Genomic DNA, 25,100 nt, shown 5'->3' on the forward strand with positions numbered 1-25,100 from the left:
TTCAGCGCGGCAGCGCGCGCGCCAGTGCGAGGTAATCCAGCCCCTGGCTCAATAGCAACCGCATCACCGATGCGCGTTCGGCCGCCGGCCGCGACTGCAGCGAGTCCAGCAGCCAGCCAACGGATCGGCAGCGCGCGGTGTGATCGGTTCCGTTGAGTCCGGCGACGAATCCGTCATTGAGCAGCGCCGCGCGCACGCCCGCGGCTTTCAACGCCTGTTGCGCGAACGCAGCGTCGTAGGGCTGGCGCGGACTCTGTGCGGCGGCGAGGAAGAATTCCGTCGCGGCATCGGCAAAGCGGATGCGACTGTCCTCGCTCAGTTGCGCGGCAAGGCCGTTGTAGCCTTCCAGGCTGCGTTCGGCGGAGGGATCGAACAACTCGCACAGCACGCGCGAATCCTGCGGCGAACGCGCGCTGGCGTGCACCGCCTGGAACAGACCATCGACGCTGGCATCGGGCGCACGCAGCAGCAGTTCGCGTCCGTCGCCCATCAGCGCGCCGGGATCGAAACCCCAGTCCGACAACGACGACTGCGCGAACACGGGTGTGGCCAGTGCGAACGACAACAACGGAACAGCCAGTCGAAGCAGGGCGGATCGGGCCATCGGTGGATGCGTGAGTCGCGGATGATGGGCCGACTCTACGGCGGCGCGGCTGAACGCCGCGCGTCGCCTAGGCGCCGCGGTCGCTTTCCATTTCCTCGACCGTGCGCCGGTCGTGCGCGGCGGCGCGCGTGGCCACGATGCTGAACACCACGATGCCGACCACCACCAGCACCGCACCGCCGAGCGCGCGCCCCTGCGGCCACGCCTCCCCCAGCCACATCACGCCGATCAGCGTCGCGAACAGGATTTCGGCGGCCTGCATCGCCTCCGCCGCGGCGAGCGCGGTCGGGTTGTTCCGCACCATGCCGGTGGCCTGGAAGAACAGCACGGTCGCGACCACGCCCGCGCCCAGCGCGACGCCCGCGGCGAATGTCACCTGTCCGAGCGGCGGCGGGCCGATGGTGGCGAACGTCACGGCGGCGATGGCCCACCACATCGGCTGGCTCGCCAGCGTCATGCCGAACACGCGCTGGGTGGCGTTGAGCTCGACGCCCGCGCGCTCCAGATGCAGCATCAGTCCGCGATTGCCCAGCGGATACGCGAACGCGGACACCGCGACCAGCAGCAGCGCGATCCAGCCGTGACTGTCGAGCGCACCGCCGCGATGGCCGAACTGCAGCAGCAGCACGCCGGCCACCACCAGCAGGCCGGTCGCGAGCGCGGGCCACGGGATGCGCGCGCGTTCGTCGCGATAGAGGAACGGCGCACACAGCATCCCCGCGATCACGGTGAGCTGGAACGTGCCTGCGATCAGCCACGACGGACCGCTCGACGCGGCGTAGCTCAGGCACACGTAGAACAGCACGAAGCCGATGCCGCTCCACAACAGCCACGGACCCGGATGCGCGCGGATCGCGCGCCATACCGGCGCGACGCCGCCCTGCCACGGCATTACCGGCAGCAGCAGCGGCAACGTGATCAGGTAACGCAGCGCCGCCGTCCACGCCCAGTGGCCGCCCTCGACCGCGGCCGCGCGGTTGAGCACGTACGTGCAGGTGAAGAAGAACGCCGAGGCGAGCGCGATCGCGACCGACGCGAGCGCGATGCGTCGTGCGTTCACGAACGCTTCCTGATGCGGATACCGCTTACCGGCACGTGCACTTCGTCGACACCGCCGACGCGGATCGGCTGGCCGGGCGGCGGTCCCCACGCGTGCGCGTAGATCACTTCCCACGTCGCAGGCAGGCGGCCGTCGCGACGCCACGGCTCGTACGCTTCCGCCGCGCGTGCGAAACGCGCACGGCCGGTGAGGCTGCGACGGCGATCGACCATCGCATTGGTCGCACCGAGCGTGCGCAGTTCGCGCATCAGCCCGCCGAGATCGTCGTGCGCGAGTACGAACTCGTCGCGATCGAGCACCGGATTCTTGAAGCCGGCCGCGATCAGCGCATCGCCGAACTGCGCGATCGACGCGAACGGACTCACGTGCGGGGCGTTGTCGGCCTCCGCGAACGCGCCGCGCAGTTCGTGCAGCGTGTCCGGGCCAAAGGTCGACACCAGCAGCAGGCCCTCGGGCTTGAGCACGCGGCGGAAGCCGGCGAACACCGCCGGCAGGTCCTCGATCCACTGCAGGCACAGGTTGGAGTACAGGATGTCGACGCTGCCGTCGCGAATCGGCAGCGCGCGCGCGTCGGCGCACACCGCGTCCGGACGACGCGCGAACGGCCGCCAGCCGCCGGCGTTGTGGCGTGCCTCGCGCAGCATCGGCAGGGCGAGGTCGAGCTCGATCACGTGCGCCTTCGGCCAGCGCTTCTGCATGGCGATGGCCGCATGGCCGGGGCCGCTGCCGATATCGACCACCACCTCGGGCGGCGCGCGTTTCAGTGCGGGATCGTCGAGGTAGTCCAGCTGTTCCATCAGGCGCGAGGCCACTTCGCGCTGCAGCGCGGCGGCATCGTCGTAGCCGTGCGCGGCGCGGGAGAAGGCGCGGCGGACCTGGCGGTGGTCGAAGGTGTCGGTCATCGGGGGAATGTTGCGGTCTGCCTTCCGTTACCAGAAGGGGGACGGTGTGAGGATGAATCGCAGGGAATGGATCGCGATGAAGGCGCCGGCATCAGGCCGGCGCGGTCACCGCGCGCATGAAGGCGTCGATCTGCGTCGCCACTTCGTCGGCGGCGCCGAGGAACGGCGCATGGCCGGCGCCGGCGATCACCACGCTGCGCGCGTTCGGCGCCATCGCCGCGGCGGCGGGCATCGCGCCGGCGGGAATCAGGCGATCGCGACGCCCGGAGATCCACAGGCTCGGCACGCGCAGGCGCGGCAGTTCGCCGCGCAGGTCGAGACGATCCAGCAGCACCAGCCCTTCCTGCAGCGCGCGCTCGGACGGCTCGCCGCGCTCGAAGGCCTGCGCCTTGAGGCTGCGCAGTTCGTCCTGCGCGTAGCTCGAACCCAGCGCCTCCAGTGCGAGGAAGCCTTCCAGCGTGCCGCGGAAATCACGCCCCAGCGCCTCGCCGAAATCACGGAACAGTTGCGGCGAAACCCCATGCGACCAGCCTTCGTCGGTCACGAAGCGTGGCGAGGACGCGACCATCACCACGCCGCGCACTTCCTCCGGGAAATCCAGGGCGCAGCGCAGCGCGAACTGGCCGCCCAGCGACCAGCCCAGCCAGACGGCGTCGGGAATGCGCGCGACCAGCTCCGGCGCCAGCGCCTCGGGAGACAGCGGCGCGGCGTCCTCGCGTGCATGGCCGTGCCCGGGCAGGTCGACCAGGTGCAGCGTGTAGCGGTCGGACAGGCGATCCACCAGCGGCGCGAACAGCCCGCCGTGCATGGCCCAGCCGTGGATCAGTGCCAGCGCGGGACCCTGCCCGCGCGTTTCGATGTACATGGGGCGTCGATGGCTCTTGCGTTGCCGTCCGCAGCGGAAGGCAAAGGGGGGAATGTCAGGTGCGGCTGCCCTGCGAGAGGGCCGCCAGCACCGCCAGCGCGTCGTCGCGGCGTGCGGCCGCGACCAGCAGATGATCGTGGTGGAAGCCGGCCAGCACATTGCACGGTATGCCGTGTCGGGCCAGCGCGTCGGCGACGGCGGCGGTCAGGCCGACCGCGTCCAGCGCCGAATGCACGCCCAGGGTCAGCCAGGCGGCGCGGAAATCGTAAGCCAGCCCGTGCGCGTCGGCGACCTCGCACGGGACGACGTAGGTGACGCCCTCGGCCTCGCACACGCTGGCCAGCGCCTCGGCGGCCAGCGCGGCGTCGGTGGCGGGTCGGGACACGAAGGCGTATTCGCCTTCACGCGCGCTCGCCTCCAGCGTGGCGAGCAGGCGCGCGAGGTCGCGCTGCGCGGTCATCGCGCCAGGACGGTCTTCTCGCGCACGTCTGCGCCGGTCAGTCCGAGGCGGGCGCGATCGCGCGCCTTGGCGATGGCGTCGACCAGCCCGTCCACGTCGGCCACGCCGTGCAGTGCGGACAGGGTGACGCGCAGGCGGGCACGGCCTTCGGGCACGGTCGGCGGACGGATCGCCGCGACCCAGTAGCCGGACTGCTCCAGCCACTGCGACATCGCCAGCGCGCCGGCGTCGTCGCCGCACAGCACGGGCTGGATCGGGGTCTGCGAATCCATCAGCTCCAGCCCGGCGCGCTGGGCGCGCTCGCGGAAGCGGCCGATGAGTTCCTCGAGCTTGCCGCGCCGCCAGTGTTCGGTGCGCGCCAGCTTGACCGCGGCCAGCGTCGCCGCGGCCTGCGCGGGCGGAAGCGCGGTGGTGTAGACGTAGCTGCGCGCGGTCTCGGAAAGATGGCCGATCAGGTCCTCGTCGCCCAGCACCGCCGCGCCATAACCGCCCAGGGCCTTGCCCAGGGTGGCGAGCTGCAACGGCACGTCGTTCACGCCGAGCTTGGAGGCCGCGACGCTGCCGCGACCGTCCGGGCCGACCACGCCGACGCCATGCGCGTCGTCGACGTAGAGCAGCGCCTTCTGCACGCGTGCCACCAGGGCCAGTTCGCGCAGCGGCGCGATGTCGCCGTCCATGCTGAACACGCCGTCGGTGGCGATCAGCGCCGCACCGTCGGGCATGCTCCGCAGCTGGCGGATCGCGCCTTCGGCATCGCCGTGCGGATAGCGGCGCAGGCGGCAGCCGGCCAGGCGCGCGGCATCGATCAGGCTGGCGTGGTTGAGCCGGTCCTGCACGCACACGTCGTCGTCGCCGAGCAGCGCCTGCACCACGGCCAGGTTGGCCAGGTAGCCGCTGCCAAACAGCAGCGCGCGCGGCGCGCCGAGCCAGTCGGCGAGTTCGCGCTCGAGCGCGTCGTGGAGTTGGTGGTGGCCGCAGACCAGGTGCGAGCCGACACCGCCGGCGCCTTCGCGCGAGGCGGCGTCCTGCAGTGCGCCGACCACGGCGAAATGCTGGGACAGGCCGAGGTAGTCGTTGCCGCAGAAATTCAGCAGCGAACGCCCTTCGACCAGGCATCGGGCGCCGTCGCGCAGGCTGACCGTGCGCCGAACGCGCACACGGGAGGTGGCCTCGCGCTCCGCGCGTGCCGCTGCGATCCGCTCACGCCAGCCCGTGCGTCCCATGACTCAGGCCGCGCAGCTCGAGTGGGCGCAGCAGTCGGAAGCTGCGTCGGTGGCGACGATATCGGCGTGCACGGTGGTCCCCTGTTCGACGGCCTGCATCGGTTTCAGGCCAAGTCGTGCAAACAATGCCATATCGCGTTCGGTGTCGGGATTACCGGTCGTCAGCAATTTCTCGCCGTAGAAGATGGAATTCGCCCCGGCGAGGAAGCAAAGCGCCTGCAACTCGTCGCTCATCGACTCGCGGCCGGCGGACAGACGGACCATCGAACGCGGCATCAACAGCCGTGCAACTGCGATGGTGCGCACAAATTCGAAGGGGTCCAGCTCGGCCGTGCCGGCCAGCGGCGTGCCTTCGACCTGCACCAGCCGGTTGATCGGCACCGAATCCGGGTGTGCCGGCAGGTTCGCCAGCGTCTGCAGCAGGCCGGCGCGCTGGTCGCGGCTCTCGCCCATGCCGACGATGCCGCCGCAGCAGGTCTTCATGCCGGCGTCGCGCACGTGCGACAGCGTGTCCAGCCGGTCCTGCACCTCGCGGGTGTGGATGATCTGGTTGTAGAACTCCGGGGCGGTGTCGAGGTTGTGGTTGTAGTAGTCCAGCCCGGCCTCGCGCAGCGCGCGCGCCTGGTCGCCCGAGAGCATGCCCAGGGTCGCGCATGTCTCCAGGCCCAGCGCCTTAACTTCCGAGATCATCGCTGCGACCTTCGGGATGTCGCGGTCCTTCGGCGAGCGCCACGCCGCGCCCATGCAGAAGCGCGACGCACCGGCGGCCTTGGCCTGGCGGGCCTTCTCCAGCACGTCGTCGGTGCTCATCAGCTTGGTCGCCTCCACGCCCGTGTGGTAGCGCGCGGCCTGCGGACAGTAGCCGCAATCCTCGGGGCAGCCGCCGGTCTTGATCGACAGCAGCGTGCTGACCTGGACTTCGGACGGATCGAAGTGGGCGCGGTGGACCTCGCCGGCGCGGTGCAGCAGCACGGGGAAGGGCAGATCGAACAGGGCGCGGACTTCGACGCGCGACCAGTCGTGGCGCGACTCGGTGGCGGGGGTCTGGCTGACAGCAGTCATGGGGGATTTCCGACGTTTGCGGCGGGACAGGCCGGGCAGTCTGGAAACCATGCCCGACCCTGTCAACCAAACACCTACGCATGGAGTTGACAGCAGCCGGGGCCGCTGGCTGACGCGGTTGCTGCCCTGCCATTGCCTGATCTGCGGCGAACGTGGCGACAACGCCATCGATCTGTGCGCTACCTGCCACCACGGTCTGCCATTCCTGCGCAACGCCTGCCTTCGTTGCGCCCTGCCGCTACCGGCGGCGGCAATCGCCTGCGGCGAATGCCTGCGCCGCCCACCCCCGCAGGTCGCGACACGGGCCGCCTTCGTCTACCGCGCGCCGCTGGATCGCCTGCTGCCGCGCGCCAAGTTCCACGGCGACCTCGCCGGCCTGCGCCTGCTGGGCACGCTGATGGCGACGGCTCTGGCCGATGCGGATCGACCGCAGGCGCTGCTCCCGTTGCCGCTGCATCGCGCGCGCCTGCGCCGGCGCGGCTACGACCAGGCGCTGGAGCTGGCCCGCGTGCTCGCGCGCGACCTCTCCCTGCCGCTGCGCGACGACCTCCTGCACCGCGTGCGCCATACCGCGCCGCAGTCGCGGCTCGACGCAGCCGCCCGGCGGCGCAACCTGCGCGGCGCGTTCGCGGTGCGCGCCGCGGTCGAACTGCCCGCGCACGTCGCCATCGTCGACGACGTCATGACCACCGGCGCGACCCTGCAGGCCGCCGCGACGACACTGCGCCGGGCCGGCGTGGCGCGCGTGGACGCATGGGTCTGCGCGCGCGTGCCATGAACGCGATCAGGGCTGGCGCGGCGGCGGCGCCGGAATGTCTGCGCGCGGACGCGCACCGGAGCCGATCACCGCTTCGGCGCGGATTTCCATCGGCGCGTCCTTGGAGAACAGCGCCGTGGTACCGACGGCCGTCCACGCCGGATAGTGATCCTTGAAGAATTCCCGATGCACCTTCAGCACCGGTTCCACGCGACGTCGGAACTCATCGTGGTCCTGCGCGACATGGAAGCTCTGCAGCTCGACCACATCGGCCATCGTCGCGCCGGCCTTTTCCAGGTGCGCCTGCATCTGCTGGAAGGCCCAGCGGATCTTTTCCTCATCGGTCTTGCCTTCGATGGCGGGGATGCCGGAGACGATCACGCGGTCGCCGACGCGCAGCACCGGCGTGTAGTGGATGCCGTGGTACGAGCCTTCCCACCCCTTCGGTGCGAAATGTTCTCGGGTGGGCGGCGTGTCCTGGGCATGGACAGCGGCAGCGGCGCAGAGCAGGACGAGCGACAGGCAGGAACGACGCATGGCGGTTCTCCGACGCGGATCAGCGCGCGATTGCAGCACGCCGGGCGTGATCGGACCCGTGCGGTTGGTCGGGGGTGCTTCCTCCACCTCGCCTTCACGTCGCGGCGACCGGCGCGTCTCCACCCTGCGCTTGCAGCGTTCATCGAGCCAGGGAGGTTGCCGTGCGCACGGGTCTGTTCGCGAGTCTGGGACGAAGCTGGTGGGTGCTGGTCCTCTACGGCGTGGTCGCGGTGCTGTTCGCGCTCATCGCGTTCGTCGCGCCCGCCCGGACAGCGGTGGCGCTGGCCTGGGCCTTCGGCGTGATGGCACTGGCCGAGGGCATCCTCAGCGCGATCGCGCTGTTCCGCAGCGACATCGCGGTGTCGAAAGGATGGCTGGCACTGTATGCCTTCGCTTCGATCGCCTTCGGCATCCTCGCCGTGACCAATCCGCTCGCGACGGCAGGCTTCCTGCTGCTGTTCCTCGCCGCGTGGCTGATCGTCGCCGGCATCTACCGCATCGTGCTGGCGATCCGCATCCGCAAGGAAATCACCGGCGAATGGATGATCGCGCTGAGCGGCGCGCTGGCGATCGCGCTGGGCGTGCTGTTCGTGATGTCACCGGCCGCGGGCCTGGTGACGGTGGCGCTATGGGTCGGCCTGGGTGCGCTGTTTTACGGCGTGCTGCAGATCGTCGCCGGCTTCCGCCTGCGCCGGCTGGCGAAGGCGATGTAGCCGTCGCGACGAAGCAGGGCTACGCGACCGCCACCTGCGGACGCATCGCCAGGTCCACGGCGATGCCCGCGAACACCACCAGCCCGACCCAGTGGTTGTGCAGGAATGCGCGGAAGCAGGCCGCGCGGTCGCGTCCGCGCGCAATGACGAATTCGTACGCCACCAGCACCGCCGCCACGCCCAGCCCGGCCCAGTAGTACGCGCCCATGTCCGCACGTTGGCCGACCAGCACCAGCGCGACGAAGAACAGCGCGTAGAGCACGCCCTGCGCGATGAGGTCCATCTCGCCGAACAGGATCGCGGTGGACTTGCTGCCCATGCGCAGGTCGTCCTCGCGGTCGACCATCGCGTACCAGGTGTCGTAGGCGGTGGACCAGACGATGTTGGCCGCGTACAGCAGCCACGCGATCGCCGGAACCTCACCGCGCACCGCCGCGAACGCCATCGGGATGCCCCAGCCGAAAGCCAGGCCCAGGTAGACCTGCGGCAGATGCGTGTAGCGCTTGAGGTACGGATAGCTGGCCGCCAGCACGACGCCGATGAAGCTCATCAGTACGGTCAGCCGGTTGAGCGTGAGCACCAGCGCGAAAGCCGCCAGCATCAGCACACCGAACAGGACCAGCGCTTCGCGTCCGCGCACCGCGCCGGTGGCGAGCGGGCGGCCCTTGGTACGCTCGACGTGCGGATCGAGCCAGCGGTCGGCGTAGTCGTTGATCACGCAGCCGGCCGAGCGCGTCAGCCACACGCCCGCGGAAAACACGAACAGCGTCCACAGCGGCGGCATGCCCTCCGCGGCCAGCCACAGACCCCACCAGGTCGGCCACAGCAGCAGCAGCCAGCCGATCGGCCGGTCGCCGCGCGCGAGCTGCCAATACAGGGCCAATCGCGCCTTCCACGGTGCGGCCACGGGGGTTTCGAAACGTTCGTAACTCATGTCGCAAGGAACTCGGTCGGCCGGCGCCGCGGGGGGATTCGACAAGGGGCGGCATCACGCCGCCGGGCATTTGCCGCTAGAATGCCAGCCCCGCGCGATGCGGCGTGATCGCAAGATCAGGCCGTAACGACGGGATCTCAGCCAGGCGCCCGTAGCTCAGCCGGATAGAGTAGTGGCTTCCGAAGCCATTGGTCGGGGGTTCGAATCCCTCCGGGCGCGCCATTCCCGCACCCCTGGGGCGGGATTGGACCCTTATACTGGCGCGCGATCGTCGTTGGGCGGTCGTTTGTCGATGGCTTCGCGTGCCCCTGCGGGTGCGCCATAGGTGGGTTTGTGCGCAATTACGACCTTGAATTCCTGAAGAAATTCTCGATGGTGATCGGCTTCCTGATGCTGGTCACCGTCGGCCTGATCGTCGCGGCGATCTACGTGCACGGCCAGTTGCCGGCCGAGGTCAATCCGACCGCCGCGCGACTCACCCAGGAGCGCATCGCTCCGGTCGGTGCGGTCTACGCCGGCAGCACCGGCGCCGCCGCCCAGCAGGCCGCTTCGGCCGCCGCTGCCGCGAAGGCCGCCTCGCAGGTCGCCTACGGCGGCACCACCGACGGCTCGGTGATCTTCAACAACCTGTGCACCGGCTGCCACACCTCCGGCGCCGGCGGCGCTCCCACGCTGGACAAGGCCCACTGGGCCGACCGCCTGCCCAAGGGCACCGAGACCCTGCACAAGCACGCCATCGAAGGCTTCACCGGCACTGCCGGCGTGATGCCCGCGAAGGGCGGCAACCCGGCCCTGACCGATGAGCAGGTCATCGCCACGGTCGACTGGATGCTGGCCAACCTGAAGTAAGGCCCGCAGTCCTGCCGCATCGCGACGCCGCCTCCGGGCGGCGTCGTCGTTTCCGGTCGTTGTTTCCGGGTTCCGGAACACCGGGCCGTGACAGGCGGATGCCATCGTCGCCCGTGATAATGCGCGCCTTTCCCAAGGCGACCGCGCGATGACCCGTCTTCTGCGAACCGCATCCCTGCTCGCGCCCTGCCTGCTGCTCGGCTGCGCCTCGCTGCGGCCTGCCGACACCGTGACCTCGATCGGCAACGTGCAGGGTCGCGATGCGCGCAGCGCGATGGTCGGCAATGCCGTGACCGTCGAAGGCATCGTCACTGCACGCGTCGCCGACGGCTGGTTCGTGCAGGACGCCGGCGACGGCGATCCCGCCACGTCCGATGCGCTGTTCGTGCGCGATGCCGCATTGTCCGCGCAGGTCGGCGAACGCGTCCGCGTGCATGGCACCGTCGCCGAACTCGACGCCGGTCGCGGGACGCGCACCTCGCTGGAGCAGCCGCAGGTCCGACGCCTCGGCGACGCGACGCCGACGGCGGTCGGGCTCGACAGCGCACCGGCCGACTGGGAACGTCTGGAAAACATGCAGGTGCGCATCGACGCACCGGTGTGGCTCGCGGACAACGGGGATCTCGCCAAACATGCCCGCGTGATGACCAGTCTCGGCGAACGCGCGTGGCAGCCGAGCGAGCGCGCCACGCCAGGCAGCGGCGAAGCCAAGGCCATCGCCGCCACCAATGCACAGCGCACGCTGTGGCTCGAAGCCTCGGACACAATGCCCTGGCCCGACGCCATCGCGCATGCACGCAGCGGCAGTCGCCTCGACGGCGCGACCGGCGTGGTCGATCCCGACGCCGCGCAACGTCGCCTGTTGCTGACCGCGCAGCCGACACTGCAGCCCGCCACGCGCCCCACACCGCCGCAGGTCGCCGGCGATCTGCGCATCGCCGCACTCAACCTGGAAAACCTGTTCAACGGCGACGGTCGCGGTGGTGGATTCCCCACGCTGCGCGGCGCACGCACGCCCGCGGAACTGGCCGCGCAGCTCGCCAAGCACGTCGCCACGATCCGCGCGCTCGATGCCGACGTGGTCTCGCTGATGGAGATCGAGAACGACGGCTACGGCCCGCAGTCCAGCGTCGCCACGCTGGTCGCGGCGCTCAACGACGGCGGCGGTCGCTGGCGCTTCGTCGATGCGGGCCAGGGTCCGGGCGACAACGCGATCCGGGTCGGCCTGATCTATCGCGACGATCGCGTGCTCGCGCAGGGCAAGCCGGCGACGCTGGAACAGGCACCGTTCGGTCCGCACAGCCGCGTACCGCTGGCGCAGGCGTTCGTGCCGATCCGCGACGGACGCAACGACGGTGCGGCCTTCGTCGTCGTCGCCAACCACTTCAAGTCGAAGGGCTGCACCGGCGCGGAAGGCGCGGACCGCGACCAGCGCGACGGCGCTTCGTGCTGGAACGCCACGCGCGTGGAATCGGCGCGACTGCTCGACCGCTGGGCGCGGACGCTGCAGCGCGGCGACGCGCGCGTGCTGATCGTCGGCGACCTCAACGCCTACGCGCACGAAGCGCCGGTGCGGACGCTGGTCGAGGCGGGTTGGCGCGACGCGTTCGTGGCGGCGGGCATCGAAACGCCCTACAGCTATGTCTACGACGGCCAGCTCGGCCGGCTCGACCACGCCCTGCTCAGCCCGGCCCTGGCGGCGCGCCTGCGCGGTGCGGCCGAATGGCACAGCAACGCCGACGAACCCGAGTCCTCCGGCTATCGCGCTGGCGGCGAGGGCCCGTGGCGCAGCTCGGACCATGATCCGCTGGTGCTCGGCTTCGACCTGCGCGGGCGCTGAGCGCGGTGAATCCGCAACGAACGCGCGAATTACCCGGCCTGAATCCGCCGGCCCGTATCATGGCCGCATGAACAGCCCCGCCTTCCCCACCGAACCCACCGCCGCGCTGATGCTCGACGGACCGGCCGGCAAGCTGGAGACGATCGTCGAAGCCGCCGAGGCGCCGGTCCGCAACGCGGTCGCGATCGTCTGCCATCCGCTGCCGACCGACGGCGGCACCATGCACAACAAGGTCGTGACGATGGCCGCGCGCGCGCTGCGCGAGTCGGGCATCGCGACGGTGCGCTTCAACTTCCGCGGCACCGGCGAATCCAGCGGCAGCTTCGACCACGGCCGCGGCGAAGCCGACGACCTGCGCGCGGTCGCGGCGTGGGTGCGACGCGAACGTCCCGGCGCGAAGCTGTGGCTGGCCGGTTTCAGCTTCGGCTCGTACATCACGCTCAAGTGCGCACCGGAACTGCATCCGGCGATGCTGATCTCGATCGCGCCGCCCGCGGCGGGCCGTAACTGGGACTTCAGCACCATCGCCGCGCCCGAATGCCCGTGGCTGGTGATCCAGGGCGAGGCCGACGAGATCGTCGACCCGCAGGCCGTGTACGCATGGCTCGACAGCCTCAAGGACCTGCGCCAGCCGCCTGAGCTGGTGAAGATGCCCGACACCAGCCACTTCTTCCATCGCCGCCTGATGGACCTGCGCGGCGCGATCAAGAACGGCGTGAAGCCGTACCTGCCGCCCGAGATCGCGCAAGACGCATGAGTGCTCCGCGCGAACCCACATCCGGCGTTTCCACGCAAGACGCTCCGTCCGCGCGGTACGCCGCCGGCGTCGCGCGCGGCGACTGGAACGAAGATCCCGCGCAACGCCCCGCGCTGCGCGAGCTCGACCGCATCCACGCGGCGCTGCTCGATCCGCCGCGCCGTGGCCTGTTCGACGGCCTGTTCGGGAAGAAGCCGCAGGCGCCGCTGGGCCTGTACCTGTGGGGCGGCGTCGGTCGCGGCAAGACGTTCCTGATCGATCTGTTCTACGACGCGCTTCCCATGCAAGATGTTGCGACGGCAGGTCGCAGCGATGGAGAACCGGCGCTTGTCGCCGGTGGCAAGCGCCGCACGCACTTCCACCGCTTCATGCGCGAAGTGCATGCGCAGCTGCGTGCGCACGCCGGGCAGAGCGATCCGCTGGCGACGATCGCGCGCGAGTGGGGCAGCACGTTGCGCGTGCTGGTGCTCGACGAGTTCTTCGTCAACGACATCGGCGATGCGATGCTGCTGGGCCGCTTGATGGAACGCCTGTTCGCCGAAGGCGTGGTGCTGGTCACCACCTCCAACACCGAGCCGAAGAACCTCTACAAGGACGGCCTGCAGCGCGCCGGCTTCCTGCCGGCGATCGGGCAGATCGAGAAGCATTGCAAGGTGCTGTACCTCGACAGTGTGCAGGACTACCGCCTGCGCGCGCTGACGCGTTCGCCCGTGTACCGCACGCCACTCGACGCCGGTTCCGATGCATGGTTGTCCGAACGCTGGCACGAACTCACCGCGACCTGCCCGCGCGAGGCAGGCCCGCTGGTCATCGACGGTCGCGAGATCCCGGTGCGCGCGCTCGCCGAAGGCCATGCGTGGTTCGATTTCGCTGCACTGTGCGAAGGCCCGCGCGCGGCCAGCGACTACATCGAGATCGCCACCGAATGCCACACCGTGCTGGTCGGCGGCATTCCGTTCTTCGACGGCGGCAACGACGATCCCGCGCGGCGCTTCGTGCACCTGATCGACGAACTCTACGATCGCCACGTCAACCTGGTCTGCACCGCCGCCGCCGCGCCGCCGCAGCTGTACACCGGCAAGAAGCTCGCGCATGCGTTCGAGCGCACCGCTTCACGCCTGATCGAGATGCAGTCGGCCGAGTACCTGGCGCTCGAACACCGGGGCTGACCGCGCCTGCCCCTTCGCGGTATCGTCGAGGCTTCGCACGAACCTTGAGGGGGCAAGGTCATGTCGGAGAATCCGTACCAGGCGCCGCAATCCACGCGTGGCGGCCTGCAACTGGGCGACGAACCGCTGGTGTTCGCGCAGTCGCCGCAAGAACGCAACGCGGGACCGGAGGGGATCGGCGGCTGGCTGATCCTGATGACCATCGGGCTGGTGGTGACGGTCCTGTCCAACCTGCTGATCGTGGCCACGACGACCCGCATGCTCGGCAACGGCAACTGGGATGCGTTCACCACGCCGGGCGCCGCGTACTACCACCCGTTGATGGGGCCGCTGCTGATGTTCGAGCTGATCGGCAACAGCGCCTTTGCGCTGTCCGCGCTGGTGATGCTGGTGTTGTTGTTCACCAAGTCGCGCTGGTTCCCGCGCGGCATGATCGCCCTGTACGTGGCCAGCGTGCTCTTCCTGGGAACCGACCTGCTGATCGGCATGCAGGTTCCGGTGGTGGCCCAGGAAATAGGCCCTTCCGTCACCGCGCTGGTCCGCGCCATCTTCGCGGCCGCGATCTGGATTCCGTACCTGCTGGTGTCCAAGCGCGTGCGCAACACTTTCGTCGGCCAACGCGCGGTCGAACGACGGGCGACCGGGCGCCTTGAACCACGCTGGGATGCCGCACCCGCAGCCGACGACGCCGCGTCCTGATCACACCACCGAACGTCGCGCGCTGCGTCCGCGTAGCGCCGCGAGCACGGCGTAGATCACGACCAGCGCGGTCAGCGACAGCGCGATGGCAAGCCACTGCTGCACGTTGAGCGTGGCCAGGATGGCGGCCATCGTCGCGATCGCCAGCAGCGGCACGAGCGGCCCGCCCGGCAGCACCAGCGGATCGCCGTGGCCGCGCAGGTCCATGCGCTGCGTGCGCCACGCCGCGGCGGCGACGGCGGCGAACACCAGGCAGATCGCGCCGCCGGAGATCAGCGCCATCGTCTCGAAACTGCCCACCACCGCGAGCGCCAGCGCGATGCCGGCGTGCGCGAACAGGCCCAGCATCGGCACGCGGTGACGCGCATCGACCACACCGAACGCCCGCGGAAGGAATCCGTCGCGCCCCAACGCGAACAGCAGGCGCGAGGACGAGAACAGGTTGCCCATCAGGAATCCGAGCATCGACACGCACGCCGTCGCCAGCAGCAGCGTGCGTCCCGGCGCCCAGGCCGTGTCTGCCGCATCGGCCAGCGGCGTGGCGCTGTCGGCGAGGTCCGCGCCGAGGGTTCCCTGACACACCGCCTGGATGCCGACGTAGAGCAGCACCACGATCAGGATCGCGCCGAGGGTCGCGCGCGGCACATGGCGCGCGGGATCGCGCACTTCGCCCGAAGGCACCAGCGCGGTTTCCATGCCCGCGTACGCGAACACCACCAGCACCAGCGATGCGCCCAGCGCATCCCACGACGGCACCGCGCGCCAGTCGAAACTCACCTGCGTCCAGTCGACGAAGAACAACCCCAGCGTGGCGAGCAGGAACAACGGCGTGAGCTTGAGCGCGGCCAGCGCGACGATCGCGCGCGCGCCGAGCTTCACGCCGAACGCATTGAGCGCGAACAGCGCGCCGTACGCCGTTGCGATCAGCAGTGCGCGTGCGGTCGGCGACGCGAGCGCGGGAAACGCCTGCGCGAGCTGCCCGGCCAGCGCCGCGGCCACGCCCGCGCTGGAGGTGACGTTGCAGACCCACATCAACGCGCCGGTGAGGAATCCGGCGAACGGGCCGAATCCCGCGCCGACATAGGTATACGGACCACCGGTCGCCGCAGCGCGACTGCCGACCGCGGCGAAGCACAGCGCGATCGGCACGATCGCGACCGCGCCTGCGATGAACGCCAGCGGTGCGCTGGGCCCCATGCGCGCGGCCAGCAGCGCCGGCAGCATGAAGATGCCGGCGCCGACGATGATGTTGACGATCGACGCACCAAGCTGGAACGGCCCCAGCGCGCGCACCAGCGCCGCATCTCCCCGCAACGGACGATCGGTGGCGCTGCGGTCGTCCCTCATGGGCGTGTCGTCGTGGCGGCGGTGATGCGGCGAGGTTCGCATATCGCCGCCCGCGCTGTCTAAGCTGTGCGCCCGCCCGACACACGAGACCCCATGAACCTGGCCTTGTTCGATTTCGACGGCACCATCACCACGCGCGAGACCTTCCCCGATTTCGTCCGCGCCGCGGTGTCGCCGCAGCGGATGACCCGTGGCCGGCTCGTTCTGGCGCCGTGGGTCGTCGGCTATCGGCTCGGCTGGGTCAGTGGCGTGACGGTGCGCGCGCGCATCTCCGACTTCGTGTTCCGCGGGCGTTCCGAACGCGAGGTGGCGGCAATCGGCGAACGATTCGCGACGGAGATCCTGCCCGGGCTGCTTCGACCGGAAGCAATGGAACGCATCGCATGGCATCGCGCACGCGGCGACACCGTCGTGGTCGTGTCGGGCGGCTTCGACGCGTACCTGCGGCACTGGTGCGCGCAGCACGGGCTGGACCTGCTGTGTTCATCGCTGGAAGCGCGCGACGGCGTGCTCACCGGGCGCTATCGTGGCGCGCAGTGCGTCGGCGCCGAGAAGGCGCGTCTGGTGCGCGAGCGTTACGACCTCTCGCGTTTCGCGGCGATCCACGCCTACGGCGACACGCCGGAAGATCGCGAGCTGCTCGAACTCGCACACCATCGCGTTTACCGCTGGCAGGTCGCCGCGTGAATCAGACGGGACGTCCGGTGCTGCGCATCAACTGATCGAAGCGCACCCAGTTGAGCTTGCGCCGGTAGACCTTGTTGGTCGGCCGCCACTCGATAGCGCCTTTCGACACCAGCAGCGTGCCGAAGCGGCGTCCATCGCGCTCGACGACGAATTCGATGTCCTCGCGACCCAGCTCGCGCCGGGGCAGGTGGAAGATGACCTTGTGTGCCATGCGCGTCGCCTCGTGCGGCCGGAAGGGCACGCCGACTCTAGCGCCGCGGCGTCAACGCGGCGTCGCCCCGCGCCGCCACACCAGGCTGCGGTTGTTGGCGGGCATTTCGATGTCGTCCACCCGCGTGAGTCCGATCGAAGCGGCCAGGCGGTCCACGGCTTCGAAGTCGCGGATCGCGGATCGTGGATCGCGCGCCTTCAGCCAGCCGTCGAAGTCGCGGTTGCTGTCGCTGGTATACGCACCGCCGTAGTTGAACGGGCCGTACACGACGAGTGTCGCGTCGTCGGCCAGCACGCCATCGAGTCCGGCGAAGAACAACTCCACTTCGGCCCAGCCCATGATGTGCAGCGTGTTGGCGCTGAATACCGCATCGAAGCGCCCGTCCGCCGTCGACGAGCGCGGCCACGGCCCTTGCGCGACATCGAGCGCGACCGGTGTCGGCGTGTTGTCGAGCGCGGCGGCGTCGAGCCACGCGCGGATGCCCGGCAGCGACTCGGCGCGATCGCTGCATTGCCAGCGCAGCCACGGCATCGCAGCGGCGAAGTGGATGGCGTGCTGTCCGGTTCCGCTGCCGACTTCGAGCACCTCGCGACGATCCGCGAAATGGCGTTTCAACACGGCGAGGATGGGATCGCGGTTGCGGTCGCAGGACGGCGAGTACGGGCGCTCTTGCATGGCGCGACTGTAGCGCAGGCGATGGTTTCACTCATGGCTTGATCGCGGTCGTCGCCGATGACGACAGGTCGGGATTCGCCAGTGGCCGACACATTGTCCGCCACCACCTTCCGGTATCCTCGCGCCGACCTTTACGCCCCACACACGGCCGCGGGCGCACGGTGCCCCCGTCCACGAACAGGAGTTCCCCCATGATCCGTCGCCTCTGCTTCGCCGCCCTCGCCGTCTCGCTCGCCGCCTGCACCACCACGCCGCCGGCCGCGGGCGGACCGCAGGCGCCGAGCGGCGTGTGCAATGCCGAAGGCGCTCGCTGGGCGATCGGCTCGGCGGTCAACGACGACGTCGTCAACCGCGTCCTGCGCGATACCGGCAGCCGCGACGCGCGCGTGCTGCGTCCGGGCCAGGCCGCGACGATGGATTTCCGCCAGGACCGCGTCAACGTCGACGTCAACGACCGCGGCGCGATCACCGGCATCCGTTGCGGCTGATCCTCGATATGAGTCCTTACTCCGGATAACGCCATGCGCCGTCGCCACCTCGGACTGATCGCGGTCGTCGTCCTGCTCGGCCTGTGGCTGTGGACGAAGCGTTCGGGCGACGGCGAACTGCACGAGCCGCCGGTGCCCGTCGCGAGCGAGTCCGCGCGCGCACCGGCATCGGCGTATCCGGCCTTCCTGCCAGTCGAAGCGCACGACGTGCTCGACCGCATCGCCAGCGGCGCGGCGCATCCGTACCGGCAGGACGGCAGCGTGTTCCAGAACCGCGAAGGCCGCCTGCCGCCGCAGGCGCGCGGTTACTACCGCGAATACACCGTGCCCACGCCGGGATCGGGCGATCGCGGCCCGCGTCGCATCGTCATCGGCGGCGATCCACCGGTGGAGTACTGGTACACGTCCGATCACTACGCGAGCTTCCGCCGCTTCGACGTGCCATCCACGCAGGCACGCCGATGAACGCCGCGGACCTGCGTTCGATCCTCGCCGACGCCGAACACAGCGGTGCGTACTTCATCGACGAGCGCGACACCGGCGCGATGGCGGAAACCGCGGGCGCGCTCGATTACGCGATCGTGCGCGTGGACCTCACCGGCTGCGACGACAAGGCCGGTCTGATGCAGCGCATCGCCACGGCCGGACGATTCCCGGAATGGTTCGGCGGCAACTGGGACGCGCTCGCCGACACGCTGCGCGACCTGTCGTGGTGGCCGGCGCCGGGTTACCTGTTCCTCATCGAGAACGCCGCGCAGTGGCGCGGCGCGAACGGCGGCGACTTCGACACGCTGCTCGACATCCTCAACGAAGCAGCGTTCGAGTGGGCGCGCCAGAACGTGGCGTTCTGGGCGCTGCTGCCCTTCCCCGGCGACCAGCTGACCGCGCTGGAGGACTGAGCGGCACGTCGCCTTCTCCCATCGGGAAAAGGCTGCGCTTACCTCGCCTCTGCCGCACCCACCGGTGCCTCGGCCTGCGGCGCGCGCGCGAACCGCCACGCGATGCCCACCGCCACCGCGAGCAGTACGCCCGCGATCAGGAACGGCGCACCCGGCAGGTGCACCGGCGCGCGCGGGTCGATGAAGTAGCCGAAGCTGCCGGCGAACACCACCGGGCCGATGATGCCGGCCAGACTCACCAGGCTCATCAGCGCGCCCTGGATGCGGCCCTGCACTTCCGGTCCGACCTGGCGCGTGATCAGCGCCTGCGTCGACGGCGCGGCCAGGCCCCAGACCGCGGAAACCGGCAGGCCGATCAGGAACATCCAGCCCACGTCGGCGAAACCGTAGATCGCGAAACCGACCGCGCCGCAGGACAGGCCGAGGATCAACGCGCGGCGCTCGCCCAGCGCATGCACGACGCGACCGACCAGCCCCGCCTGCACGATCACGTTGAGCACACCGACGATCGCCAGCACGTAGCTGACCTCGCGCGGGCCCCACTGGTACTGGTAGTCGGCGAACAGCACGAACACGCTCGGATACACGTAATGCGCGAGGTTGGCGATGAACACCACCGCCGCCAGCCCGAACACTTGCGGGTAGCGCTTGAGCAGCACCAGCGAACCCAGCGGATTGGCATGCGACCAGTCGAAGCGCGGGCTGCGGCGTTCCTTCGGCAGCGACTCAGGCAGCACGAACCAGCCATAGCAGAAGTTCACCAGCGCCAGTCCGGCGGCGAACCAGAACGGAAGGCGCAGGTCGATCTCGCCGAGCTGTCCGCCGATCAGTGGACCGATGATGAAGCCCACGCCGAACGCCGCGCCGAGCAAGCCGTAGCTCTTGGCGCGCTTGTCGGCCGGGGTGACGTCGGCGACATAGGCGTTGGCGGTGGTGAAGCTGGCCGAGGTGATGCCCGAAATGATGCGGCCCACCAGCAGCCACGCCAGCGACGGCGCAAGCGCCATGAACACGAAGTCCAGGCCCAGGCCCAGGCACGAGATCAGGATCACCGGCCGGCGTCCGAAACGGTCGGACAGCGCACCCTGGATCGGCGAGGTGACGAACTGGATGCCCGCGAACAGGAAACCGAACGCCGCCACCCAGTACGCCGCATGCGCGGTGTCGCCGCCGGCGAACTGTTCGATCAGGTGCGGCAGCACCGGGATGATCAGTCCGAACGACAGCACGTCGATCAGGATGGTGACGAAGATGAAAGCGAGCGCGGCGCGGCGGCGCGCACCCGTGGCGGGAGCGTTATCGGTCACGGAAGACCCGGTGCGATCGGGAAGACGGCAAGTTTAGCGCCCCGTACCTGCCCTGCCGCTTCCGTGGCCGCTACCGCTGACAGCCTCATGGCAGGAGAGTCGCACTGGGACCGGGTCGCGCCTTCGCGACTGGATGCGCGCTCCGCCCAACGTCATCCCCCAAGGCGGGGATCCAACTTCGTCGTCATCACGTTCCCCGGAGGCCGGCGTCATGCCCGCGCGCTGACTCCCGCCATCGCGGGAATGACAGGCAAACGTGGCCCATGTCTCCCCGCGCATGGTCGGGAAAGCCCATCCGCGCACCCATCGCGCCGATGGTTTCAGACGTTACCAAACGCCCGCGCATGGCGACTGATTTACCTAGTCTCATCAGACACTTAGGCGCACACAGCCGGCGGTGTGCCCGCATGATGGCCCGCAAATTGCCGCAGCGCACAAAGTGTGATTTATTCGGTGGAACCAGGTGGTGAGGCAGGCCGGACCGCGCAAGCGGACCGTCTTTGCCGTCGCCGTGATTCCCTGGAAAGCCAGGTTCGTTGTCCTTCATTGCACGACAAACCCAGCGGTGAATCCGCGACGGAGTAACGATGGAGCAGCAGTACCGCCCCCGCCCTGTCGGCCTGTACGACCCCCGCGACGAGCGGGATGCGTGCGGCTTCGGCCTGATCGCCCAGCTCGACGATGCGCCCAGCCGCGCCATCGTCGATCGCGCGATCGAAGCGCTGGTACGGATGACCCATCGCGGCGGCATCGCCGCCGACGGCCTGAGCGGCGACGGCTGCGGCCTGCTGATCCGCCAGCCCGACGGTTTCCTGCGCGCACTCGCGCGCGAAGCCGGCATCGCACTCGGCGCGCATTACGCCTCCGGCCTGGTGTTCCTGCCGCACGACGATGGCGAGGCGGCGCGTGCGCGCGATGCACTCGGCGCGCAGCTGCAACGCGAACGAGTCGATGTCGCCGGCTGGCGCGAGGTGCCGGTGGACACCACCGCCTGCGGTGAGCTGGCGAAGAAGACGATGCCGCGCATCGAGCAGATCTTCGTCAAGCCGGGCGGTGCGTTCGACGCGGCCAGCTTCCAGCGTTCGCTGTTCCTCGCGCGCCGTCGCGCGGAACAACAGCTGCGCGACCTGCCCGACTTCTACGTCGTCAGCCTGTCGATGGCGAGCATCGGCTACAAGGGCATGGTGCTGCCGGACCGCCTGGCGCAGCTGTATCCCGACCTGCAGCGCGCGGACCTCGCCGCGAGCGTGGTGGTGTTCCACCAGCGCTTCTCCACCAACACCACGCCGCGCTGGCCGCTGGCGCAGCCGTTCCGCCTGCTCGCGCACAACGGCGAGATCAACACCATCTCCGGCAACCGCGCCTGGGCGCAGGCGCGCGCGCACGTGTGGCGCACGCCGAACCTGGACCTGACCGAGTTCGATCCGGTCATCACGCTGGACGGTTCGGATTCGCAATCGCTCGACAACATGCTCGAACTGCTGCAGGCAGGCGGCATGGACCTGCTCAAGGCGATGCGCATCCTGATCCCGCCGGCGACGCAGTCGCTGGAATACAAGGACGCCGACCTCGCCGCGTTCTACGAGTACTACGCGCTCAACACCGAGCCGTGGGACGGCCCGGCCGGCATCGTCACCGTGGACGGTCGCTATGCGGCGTGCACGCTCGATCGCAACGGCCTGCGTCCGGCGCGCTGGATGCGCACGCGCGACCGCCATTTCCTGATCGCCTCCGAAGCCGGCGTGTGGGAACGCCCGGCCGAAGAGATCGAAGCCAAGGGCAAGCTCGGCCCGGGCGAAATGATCGCGGTCGACCTGTACCTGGGCGAAGTGCTCGACAGCGACGGCATCGATCGCATCAATCGCGCGCGCGCACCGTACAAGCGCTGGCTCAAGCAGGGCGTGACCTACCTGCAGACCGAACTGATCGATCCGGCGCTGGCCGCCGAACCGTTCGATGCGGAAACACTGACGCGCTTCCAGAAACTGTTCCAGCTGACCCGCGAGGAACGCGAACAGGTGCTGCGCCCGCTCGCGGAGACCGAGCAGGAAGCGGTCGGTTCGATGGGCGACGACGTGCCGATGGCGGTGCTGAGCCAGCAGGTGCGTCCGCTGTACGACCAGTTCCGTCAGGCGTTCGCGCAGGTGACCAACCCGCCGATCGATCCGCTGCGCGAAGACTGCGTCATGTCGCTGGCGACGCAGCTCGGCCGCGAAGGCAACGTCTTCGTCGACGGTCCCGCCAACGTCAGCCACATCCACCTCAACTCGCCGGTGCTGTCGCAACGCAAGCTGCGGCAGATGCTGGCGATGTCGCCGTACGACCACTCGCACGAACTCATCCACCTGCATTACGCGCCGGAAGAAGGGCTGAAGTCGGCGATCGAACGCATCTGCGCGCAAGCCGAAGCCGCCACGCGCGCCGGCAAGGTGCTGCTGGTGCTCAGCGACCGCTATCCGGAACAGGGCCGGTTGATGGTGCATGCGCTGCTCGCCACGGGCGCGGTGCACCAGCATCTCGTGCGCACCGGACTGCGCTGCGATTCCAACCTGATCATCGAGACCGGCACCGCGCGCGATCCGCACCACTTCGCTTGTCTGCTCGGCTTCGGCGCGACCGCGGTGTATCCGTACCTCGCCTACCAGACGCTGCACGACCTGGGCGTGCGCGGCATCCTCAAGACCAAGCACGGCCAGGTCGCGGAGATCGGCCGCAGCTATCGGCGCGGCATCAAGAAGGGCCTGCTCAAGATCATCTCGAAGATGGGCATCAGCACCATCGGCAGCTACCGCGGCGCGCAGCTGTTCGAGATCGTCGGCCTCGACCGCGAAGTCGTGGAGCTGTGCTTCGCCGGCACGCCCTCGCGGATCGGCGGCGCGGGTTTCGACGATCTGCACGAGGACGCGTGCGAGCTGGCCGGGCACGCCTGGAATGCCAACGCCCTGCCCGCCATCGGTGGCCTGCTCAAGTACACGCCGGGCGGCGAGTACCACCTGTTCAATCCCGACGTCGTCATGAACCTCCAGCGCGCGGTGAACACCGGCGAGTGGAGCGACTGGCTGCGTTACGCGCAAGCGGTGAACGAACGCCCCACCGCCGCGCTGCGCGACCTGCTCGCGCTCGATGCGACGGCCACGCCGATCCCGCTCGACGACGTCGAACCGGTCGAATCGATCGTGCGCCGTTTCGACTCGGCCGCGATGAGCCTGGGCGCGCTGTCGCCGGAAGCGCACGAAGCGCTCGCCATCGCGATGAACCGGCTCGGCGGGCGCAGCAATTCCGGCGAAGGCGGCGAGGATCCAGCGCGCTATGGCACCGACAAGGTGTCGAAGATCAAGCAGATCGCCTCGGGCCGGTTTGGCGTCACGCCGGAATACCTGGTCAACGCCGAAGTGCTGCAGATCAAGATCGCGCAGGGCGCCAAGCCCGGCGAAGGCGGACAGCTGCCGGGCCACAAGGTCAACGAACTGATCGCGCGCCTGCGCTACGCGATGCCGGGCATCGGCCTGATCTCGCCGCCGCCGCACCATGACATCTATTCGATCGAAGACCTCGCGCAGCTGATCTTCGACCTCAAGCAGGTCAATCCGCAGGCGCTGGTGTCGGTGAAGCTGGTCTCGCACGCGGGCGTGGGTACGATCGCGACCGGCGTGGCGAAGGCGGGCGCCGACCTGATCACCGTCTCCGGCCACGACGGCGGCACCGGCGCGAGTCCGATCTCCTCGATCCGCTACGCCGGCACGCCGTGGGAACTCGGGTTGTCCGAAGCGCGCCAGGCGCTGGTCGCCAACGACCTGCGCGATCGGGTGATCCTTCAGACCGATGGCGGCCTGAAGAGCGGGCTCGACGTGGTGAAAGCCGCGCTGCTCGGCGCGGAGAGCTTCGGTTTCGGCACCGCGCCGATGATCGCGCTGGGCTGCAAGTACCTGCGCATCTGCCACCTCAACAACTGCGCGACCGGCGTGGCCACGCAGGACGACTCGCTGCGTCGCGATCATTTCACCGGATTGCCAGAGCGCGTGGAGAACTTCCTGCGCCTGCTCGCGGAGGAAGTGCGCCACCTGCTCGCGCAGCTGGGCGTGCGCACGCTCGGCGAGATCGTCGGACGCACCGACCTTCTGCGCCAGCTCGACGGCGACGGTGAGCGCCAGCACGGACTGGACCTGTCGCCACTGCTCGCCGGCAGCGGGCTCGCGCACGGCGGTCACTGCGGCGCGCCGCAGCCCGCGGCCGATCCGACCGGACTGGCCGCGCGACTCGACGTCGAGCTCGCCGAGGTCATCGCCGACAAGCGCGGCGGCGCGTACACGCATGCGATCCGCAACACCGACCGCAGCATCGGCGCGCGCCTGTCGGGCCGCATCGCGCGACTGCACGGCGATCGCGGCATGAACGACGCACCGATCTCGCTTCGCTTCGACGGCACGGCGGGACAGAGTTTCGGCGCGTTCAATGCCGGTGGCCTGCACTTCGAACTGCATGGCGAGGCGAACGACTACGTCGGCAAGGGCATGGCCGGCGGCCGCATCGTGATCCGTCCGCCGGCGGGCGCGCGTTACACCGCACACGAGACGCCGATCATCGGCAACACCTGCCTGTACGGCGCCACTGGCGGTGAACTCTATGCGGCCGGCCGTGCGGGCGAACGCTTCGGCGTGCGCAACTCGGGCGCGACCGCGGTGGTCGAAGGCGCGGGCGATCACTGCTGCGAGTACATGACCGGCGGCGTGGTCGCTGTACTCGGCCGCACCGGACTCAACTTCGGCGCGGGCTTCACCGGCGGCATGGCGTACGTACTCGACACCGAGCGCGATTTCGTCGATCGCTACAACCACGAGCTCATCGACATCCTGCGCATCGCCTCGGACGGCTTCGAGAACCACCGCTCGCACCTGCGCGAGCTGCTCGAAACGCACGTGCAGCTGACCGGCAGCGTGTGGGCGAAGAAGATCCTCGACGAGATGCGCGACTTCCTCGGCAAGTTCTGGCTGGTGAAGCCGAAGGCGGCGAGCCTGGAGTCGCTGGCGGAGAATCTTCGGAGGGCCGCGTGAGCAA

25 protein-coding genes and 1 tRNA gene are annotated in these 25,100 nt (G+C 69.5%); 13 read left to right on the forward strand and 13 right to left on the reverse strand.

Annotation, left to right across the window (positions count from 1 at the left end):
- Position 1 precedes the first annotated feature (1 nt).
- From FOF45_RS06560 to bioB, 7 genes are all read right to left on the reverse strand, one after another.
- Positions 2–604 carry a hypothetical protein gene (locus FOF45_RS06560; RefSeq protein WP_158983206.1) on the reverse strand — a complete coding sequence of 201 codons (603 nt, stop codon included), beginning with the start codon at positions 602–604 and terminating at the stop codon, positions 2–4.
- Positions 605–671: 67 nt separating this feature from the next.
- On the reverse strand, positions 672–1,664 hold the full coding sequence (locus tag FOF45_RS06565) for a multidrug resistance efflux transporter family protein (protein ID WP_233264069.1): 993 nt from the start codon (positions 1,662–1,664) through the stop codon (positions 672–674).
- The gene (bioC, locus tag FOF45_RS06570) at positions 1,661–2,566 is read right to left on the reverse strand and encodes a malonyl-ACP O-methyltransferase BioC (protein ID WP_158983208.1); all 906 of its coding nucleotides are present in this window, start codon (positions 2,564–2,566) and stop codon (positions 1,661–1,663) included. The genes FOF45_RS06565 and bioC overlap by 4 nt, the downstream gene beginning before the upstream one ends.
- A gap of 91 nt (positions 2,567–2,657) precedes the next feature.
- On the reverse strand, positions 2,658–3,431 hold the full coding sequence (gene bioH / locus FOF45_RS06575; protein WP_158983210.1) for a pimeloyl-ACP methyl ester esterase BioH: 774 nt from the start codon (positions 3,429–3,431) through the stop codon (positions 2,658–2,660).
- 55 nt (positions 3,432–3,486) lie between these two features.
- Complete coding sequence (locus FOF45_RS06580; RefSeq protein ID WP_158983212.1) at positions 3,487–3,891, reverse strand: ACT domain-containing protein; 405 nt, start codon at positions 3,889–3,891, stop codon at positions 3,487–3,489.
- Complete coding sequence (gene bioF / locus FOF45_RS06585; RefSeq protein WP_158983214.1) at positions 3,888–5,114, reverse strand: 8-amino-7-oxononanoate synthase; 1,227 nt, start codon at positions 5,112–5,114, stop codon at positions 3,888–3,890. The genes FOF45_RS06580 and bioF overlap by 4 nt, the downstream gene beginning before the upstream one ends.
- A gap of 3 nt (positions 5,115–5,117) precedes the next feature.
- On the reverse strand, positions 5,118–6,176 hold the full coding sequence (gene bioB, locus FOF45_RS06590) for a biotin synthase BioB (RefSeq protein WP_158983216.1): 1,059 nt from the start codon (positions 6,174–6,176) through the stop codon (positions 5,118–5,120).
- 49 nt (positions 6,177–6,225) lie between these two features.
- Here bioB and FOF45_RS06595 point away from each other — a divergent pair, with 49 nt between their 5' ends.
- Entirely contained in the window at positions 6,226–6,954 is a 729-nt protein-coding gene (locus tag FOF45_RS06595; protein WP_158983217.1) for a ComF family protein, read from the forward strand.
- Positions 6,955–6,960: 6 nt separating this feature from the next.
- On the opposite strand, the gene FOF45_RS06600 is transcribed toward FOF45_RS06595, so the two are convergent.
- Entirely contained in the window at positions 6,961–7,470 is a 510-nt protein-coding gene (locus tag FOF45_RS06600; protein ID WP_158983219.1) for a Rid family hydrolase, read from the reverse strand.
- 161 nt (positions 7,471–7,631) lie between these two features.
- On the opposite strand from FOF45_RS06600, the gene FOF45_RS06605 reads away from it, so the two are divergent.
- On the forward strand, positions 7,632–8,183 hold the full coding sequence (locus FOF45_RS06605) for an HdeD family acid-resistance protein (protein WP_233264070.1): 552 nt from the start codon (positions 7,632–7,634) through the stop codon (positions 8,181–8,183).
- Positions 8,184–8,202: 19 nt separating this feature from the next.
- Here the strand turns inward: FOF45_RS06605 and ubiA are convergent, their stop codons facing one another.
- Positions 8,203–9,117 (reverse strand): 4-hydroxybenzoate octaprenyltransferase, encoded by a 915-nt coding sequence (gene ubiA, locus FOF45_RS06610; protein ID WP_158983221.1) that lies wholly within the window; start codon positions 9,115–9,117, stop codon positions 8,203–8,205.
- Between the two features lie 145 nt (positions 9,118–9,262).
- Between ubiA and FOF45_RS06615 the strand changes: the two genes are divergently transcribed.
- From FOF45_RS06615 to FOF45_RS06640, 6 genes are all read left to right on the forward strand, one after another.
- Positions 9,263–9,339: transfer RNA gene (locus FOF45_RS06615), tRNA-Arg, on the forward strand.
- A gap of 111 nt (positions 9,340–9,450) precedes the next feature.
- Positions 9,451–9,966 (forward strand): c-type cytochrome, encoded by a 516-nt coding sequence (locus FOF45_RS06620; protein WP_158983223.1) that lies wholly within the window; start codon positions 9,451–9,453, stop codon positions 9,964–9,966.
- Between the two features lie 148 nt (positions 9,967–10,114).
- Entirely contained in the window at positions 10,115–11,806 is a 1,692-nt protein-coding gene (locus FOF45_RS06625; protein WP_233264071.1) for an ExeM/NucH family extracellular endonuclease, read from the forward strand.
- A 67-nt stretch (positions 11,807–11,873) separates the two neighbouring features.
- Positions 11,874–12,563 carry an alpha/beta hydrolase gene (locus tag FOF45_RS06630; protein ID WP_158983225.1) on the forward strand — a complete coding sequence of 230 codons (690 nt, stop codon included), beginning with the start codon at positions 11,874–11,876 and terminating at the stop codon, positions 12,561–12,563.
- Positions 12,560–13,732, forward strand: coding sequence for a cell division protein ZapE (gene zapE, locus FOF45_RS06635; RefSeq protein ID WP_158983226.1), 1,173 nt, complete (start codon positions 12,560–12,562; stop codon positions 13,730–13,732). Before FOF45_RS06630 ends, zapE begins: the two co-directional genes overlap by 4 nt.
- 60 nt (positions 13,733–13,792) lie before the next feature.
- Complete coding sequence (locus FOF45_RS06640; RefSeq protein ID WP_158983228.1) at positions 13,793–14,431, forward strand: DUF2569 domain-containing protein; 639 nt, start codon at positions 13,793–13,795, stop codon at positions 14,429–14,431.
- Here the strand turns inward: FOF45_RS06640 and FOF45_RS06645 are convergent, their stop codons facing one another.
- The gene (locus FOF45_RS06645) at positions 14,432–15,778 is read right to left on the reverse strand and encodes an APC family permease (RefSeq protein WP_158983230.1); all 1,347 of its coding nucleotides are present in this window, start codon (positions 15,776–15,778) and stop codon (positions 14,432–14,434) included. It abuts the gene before it with no gap.
- Between the two features lie 93 nt (positions 15,779–15,871).
- Here FOF45_RS06645 and FOF45_RS06650 point away from each other — a divergent pair, with 93 nt between their 5' ends.
- Positions 15,872–16,465, forward strand: a complete 594-nt coding sequence (locus tag FOF45_RS06650) for an HAD family hydrolase (protein ID WP_158983231.1) — start codon at positions 15,872–15,874, stop codon at positions 16,463–16,465.
- Between the two features lies 1 nt (position 16,466).
- Here FOF45_RS06650 and FOF45_RS06655 read toward each other — a convergent pair whose 3' ends face one another.
- Positions 16,467–16,676 carry a hypothetical protein gene (locus tag FOF45_RS06655; RefSeq protein WP_158983233.1) on the reverse strand — a complete coding sequence of 70 codons (210 nt, stop codon included), beginning with the start codon at positions 16,674–16,676 and terminating at the stop codon, positions 16,467–16,469.
- 51 nt (positions 16,677–16,727) lie between these two features.
- On the reverse strand, positions 16,728–17,351 hold the full coding sequence (locus FOF45_RS06660) for a DUF938 domain-containing protein (protein ID WP_158983234.1): 624 nt from the start codon (positions 17,349–17,351) through the stop codon (positions 16,728–16,730).
- 191 nt (positions 17,352–17,542) lie between these two features.
- Here FOF45_RS06660 and FOF45_RS06665 point away from each other — a divergent pair, with 191 nt between their 5' ends.
- The 3 genes from FOF45_RS06665 to FOF45_RS06675 are packed head-to-tail and all read left to right on the forward strand — an operon-like array spanning position 17,543 to position 18,738.
- Complete coding sequence (locus FOF45_RS06665; protein WP_158983236.1) at positions 17,543–17,839, forward strand: I78 family peptidase inhibitor; 297 nt, start codon at positions 17,543–17,545, stop codon at positions 17,837–17,839.
- Between the two features lie 33 nt (positions 17,840–17,872).
- The gene (locus FOF45_RS06670) at positions 17,873–18,304 is read left to right on the forward strand and encodes a guanyl-specific ribonuclease (RefSeq protein WP_158983238.1); all 432 of its coding nucleotides are present in this window, start codon (positions 17,873–17,875) and stop codon (positions 18,302–18,304) included.
- On the forward strand, positions 18,301–18,738 hold the full coding sequence (locus FOF45_RS06675; RefSeq protein ID WP_158983240.1) for a barstar family protein: 438 nt from the start codon (positions 18,301–18,303) through the stop codon (positions 18,736–18,738). The genes FOF45_RS06670 and FOF45_RS06675 overlap by 4 nt, the downstream gene beginning before the upstream one ends.
- Positions 18,739–18,776: 38 nt before the next feature.
- Here FOF45_RS06675 and FOF45_RS06680 read toward each other — a convergent pair whose 3' ends face one another.
- Positions 18,777–20,045: a TCR/Tet family MFS transporter gene (locus tag FOF45_RS06680; protein WP_158983242.1), complete on the reverse strand. Its 1,269-nt coding sequence runs from the start codon at positions 20,043–20,045 to the stop codon at positions 18,777–18,779.
- 587 nt (positions 20,046–20,632) lie between these two features.
- Between FOF45_RS06680 and gltB the strand changes: the two genes are divergently transcribed.
- A complete protein-coding gene (gene gltB / locus FOF45_RS06685) occupies positions 20,633–25,096 on the forward strand; it encodes a glutamate synthase large subunit (protein ID WP_158983244.1) in 4,464 nt (1,487 codons plus the stop codon).
- Positions 25,097–25,100 lie beyond the last annotated feature (4 nt).

The sequence above is a fragment of the Lysobacter panacisoli genome (assembly GCF_009765165.1).
Taxonomy (GTDB): Bacteria; Pseudomonadota; Gammaproteobacteria; order Xanthomonadales; family Xanthomonadaceae; genus Lysobacter_J; species Lysobacter_J panacisoli.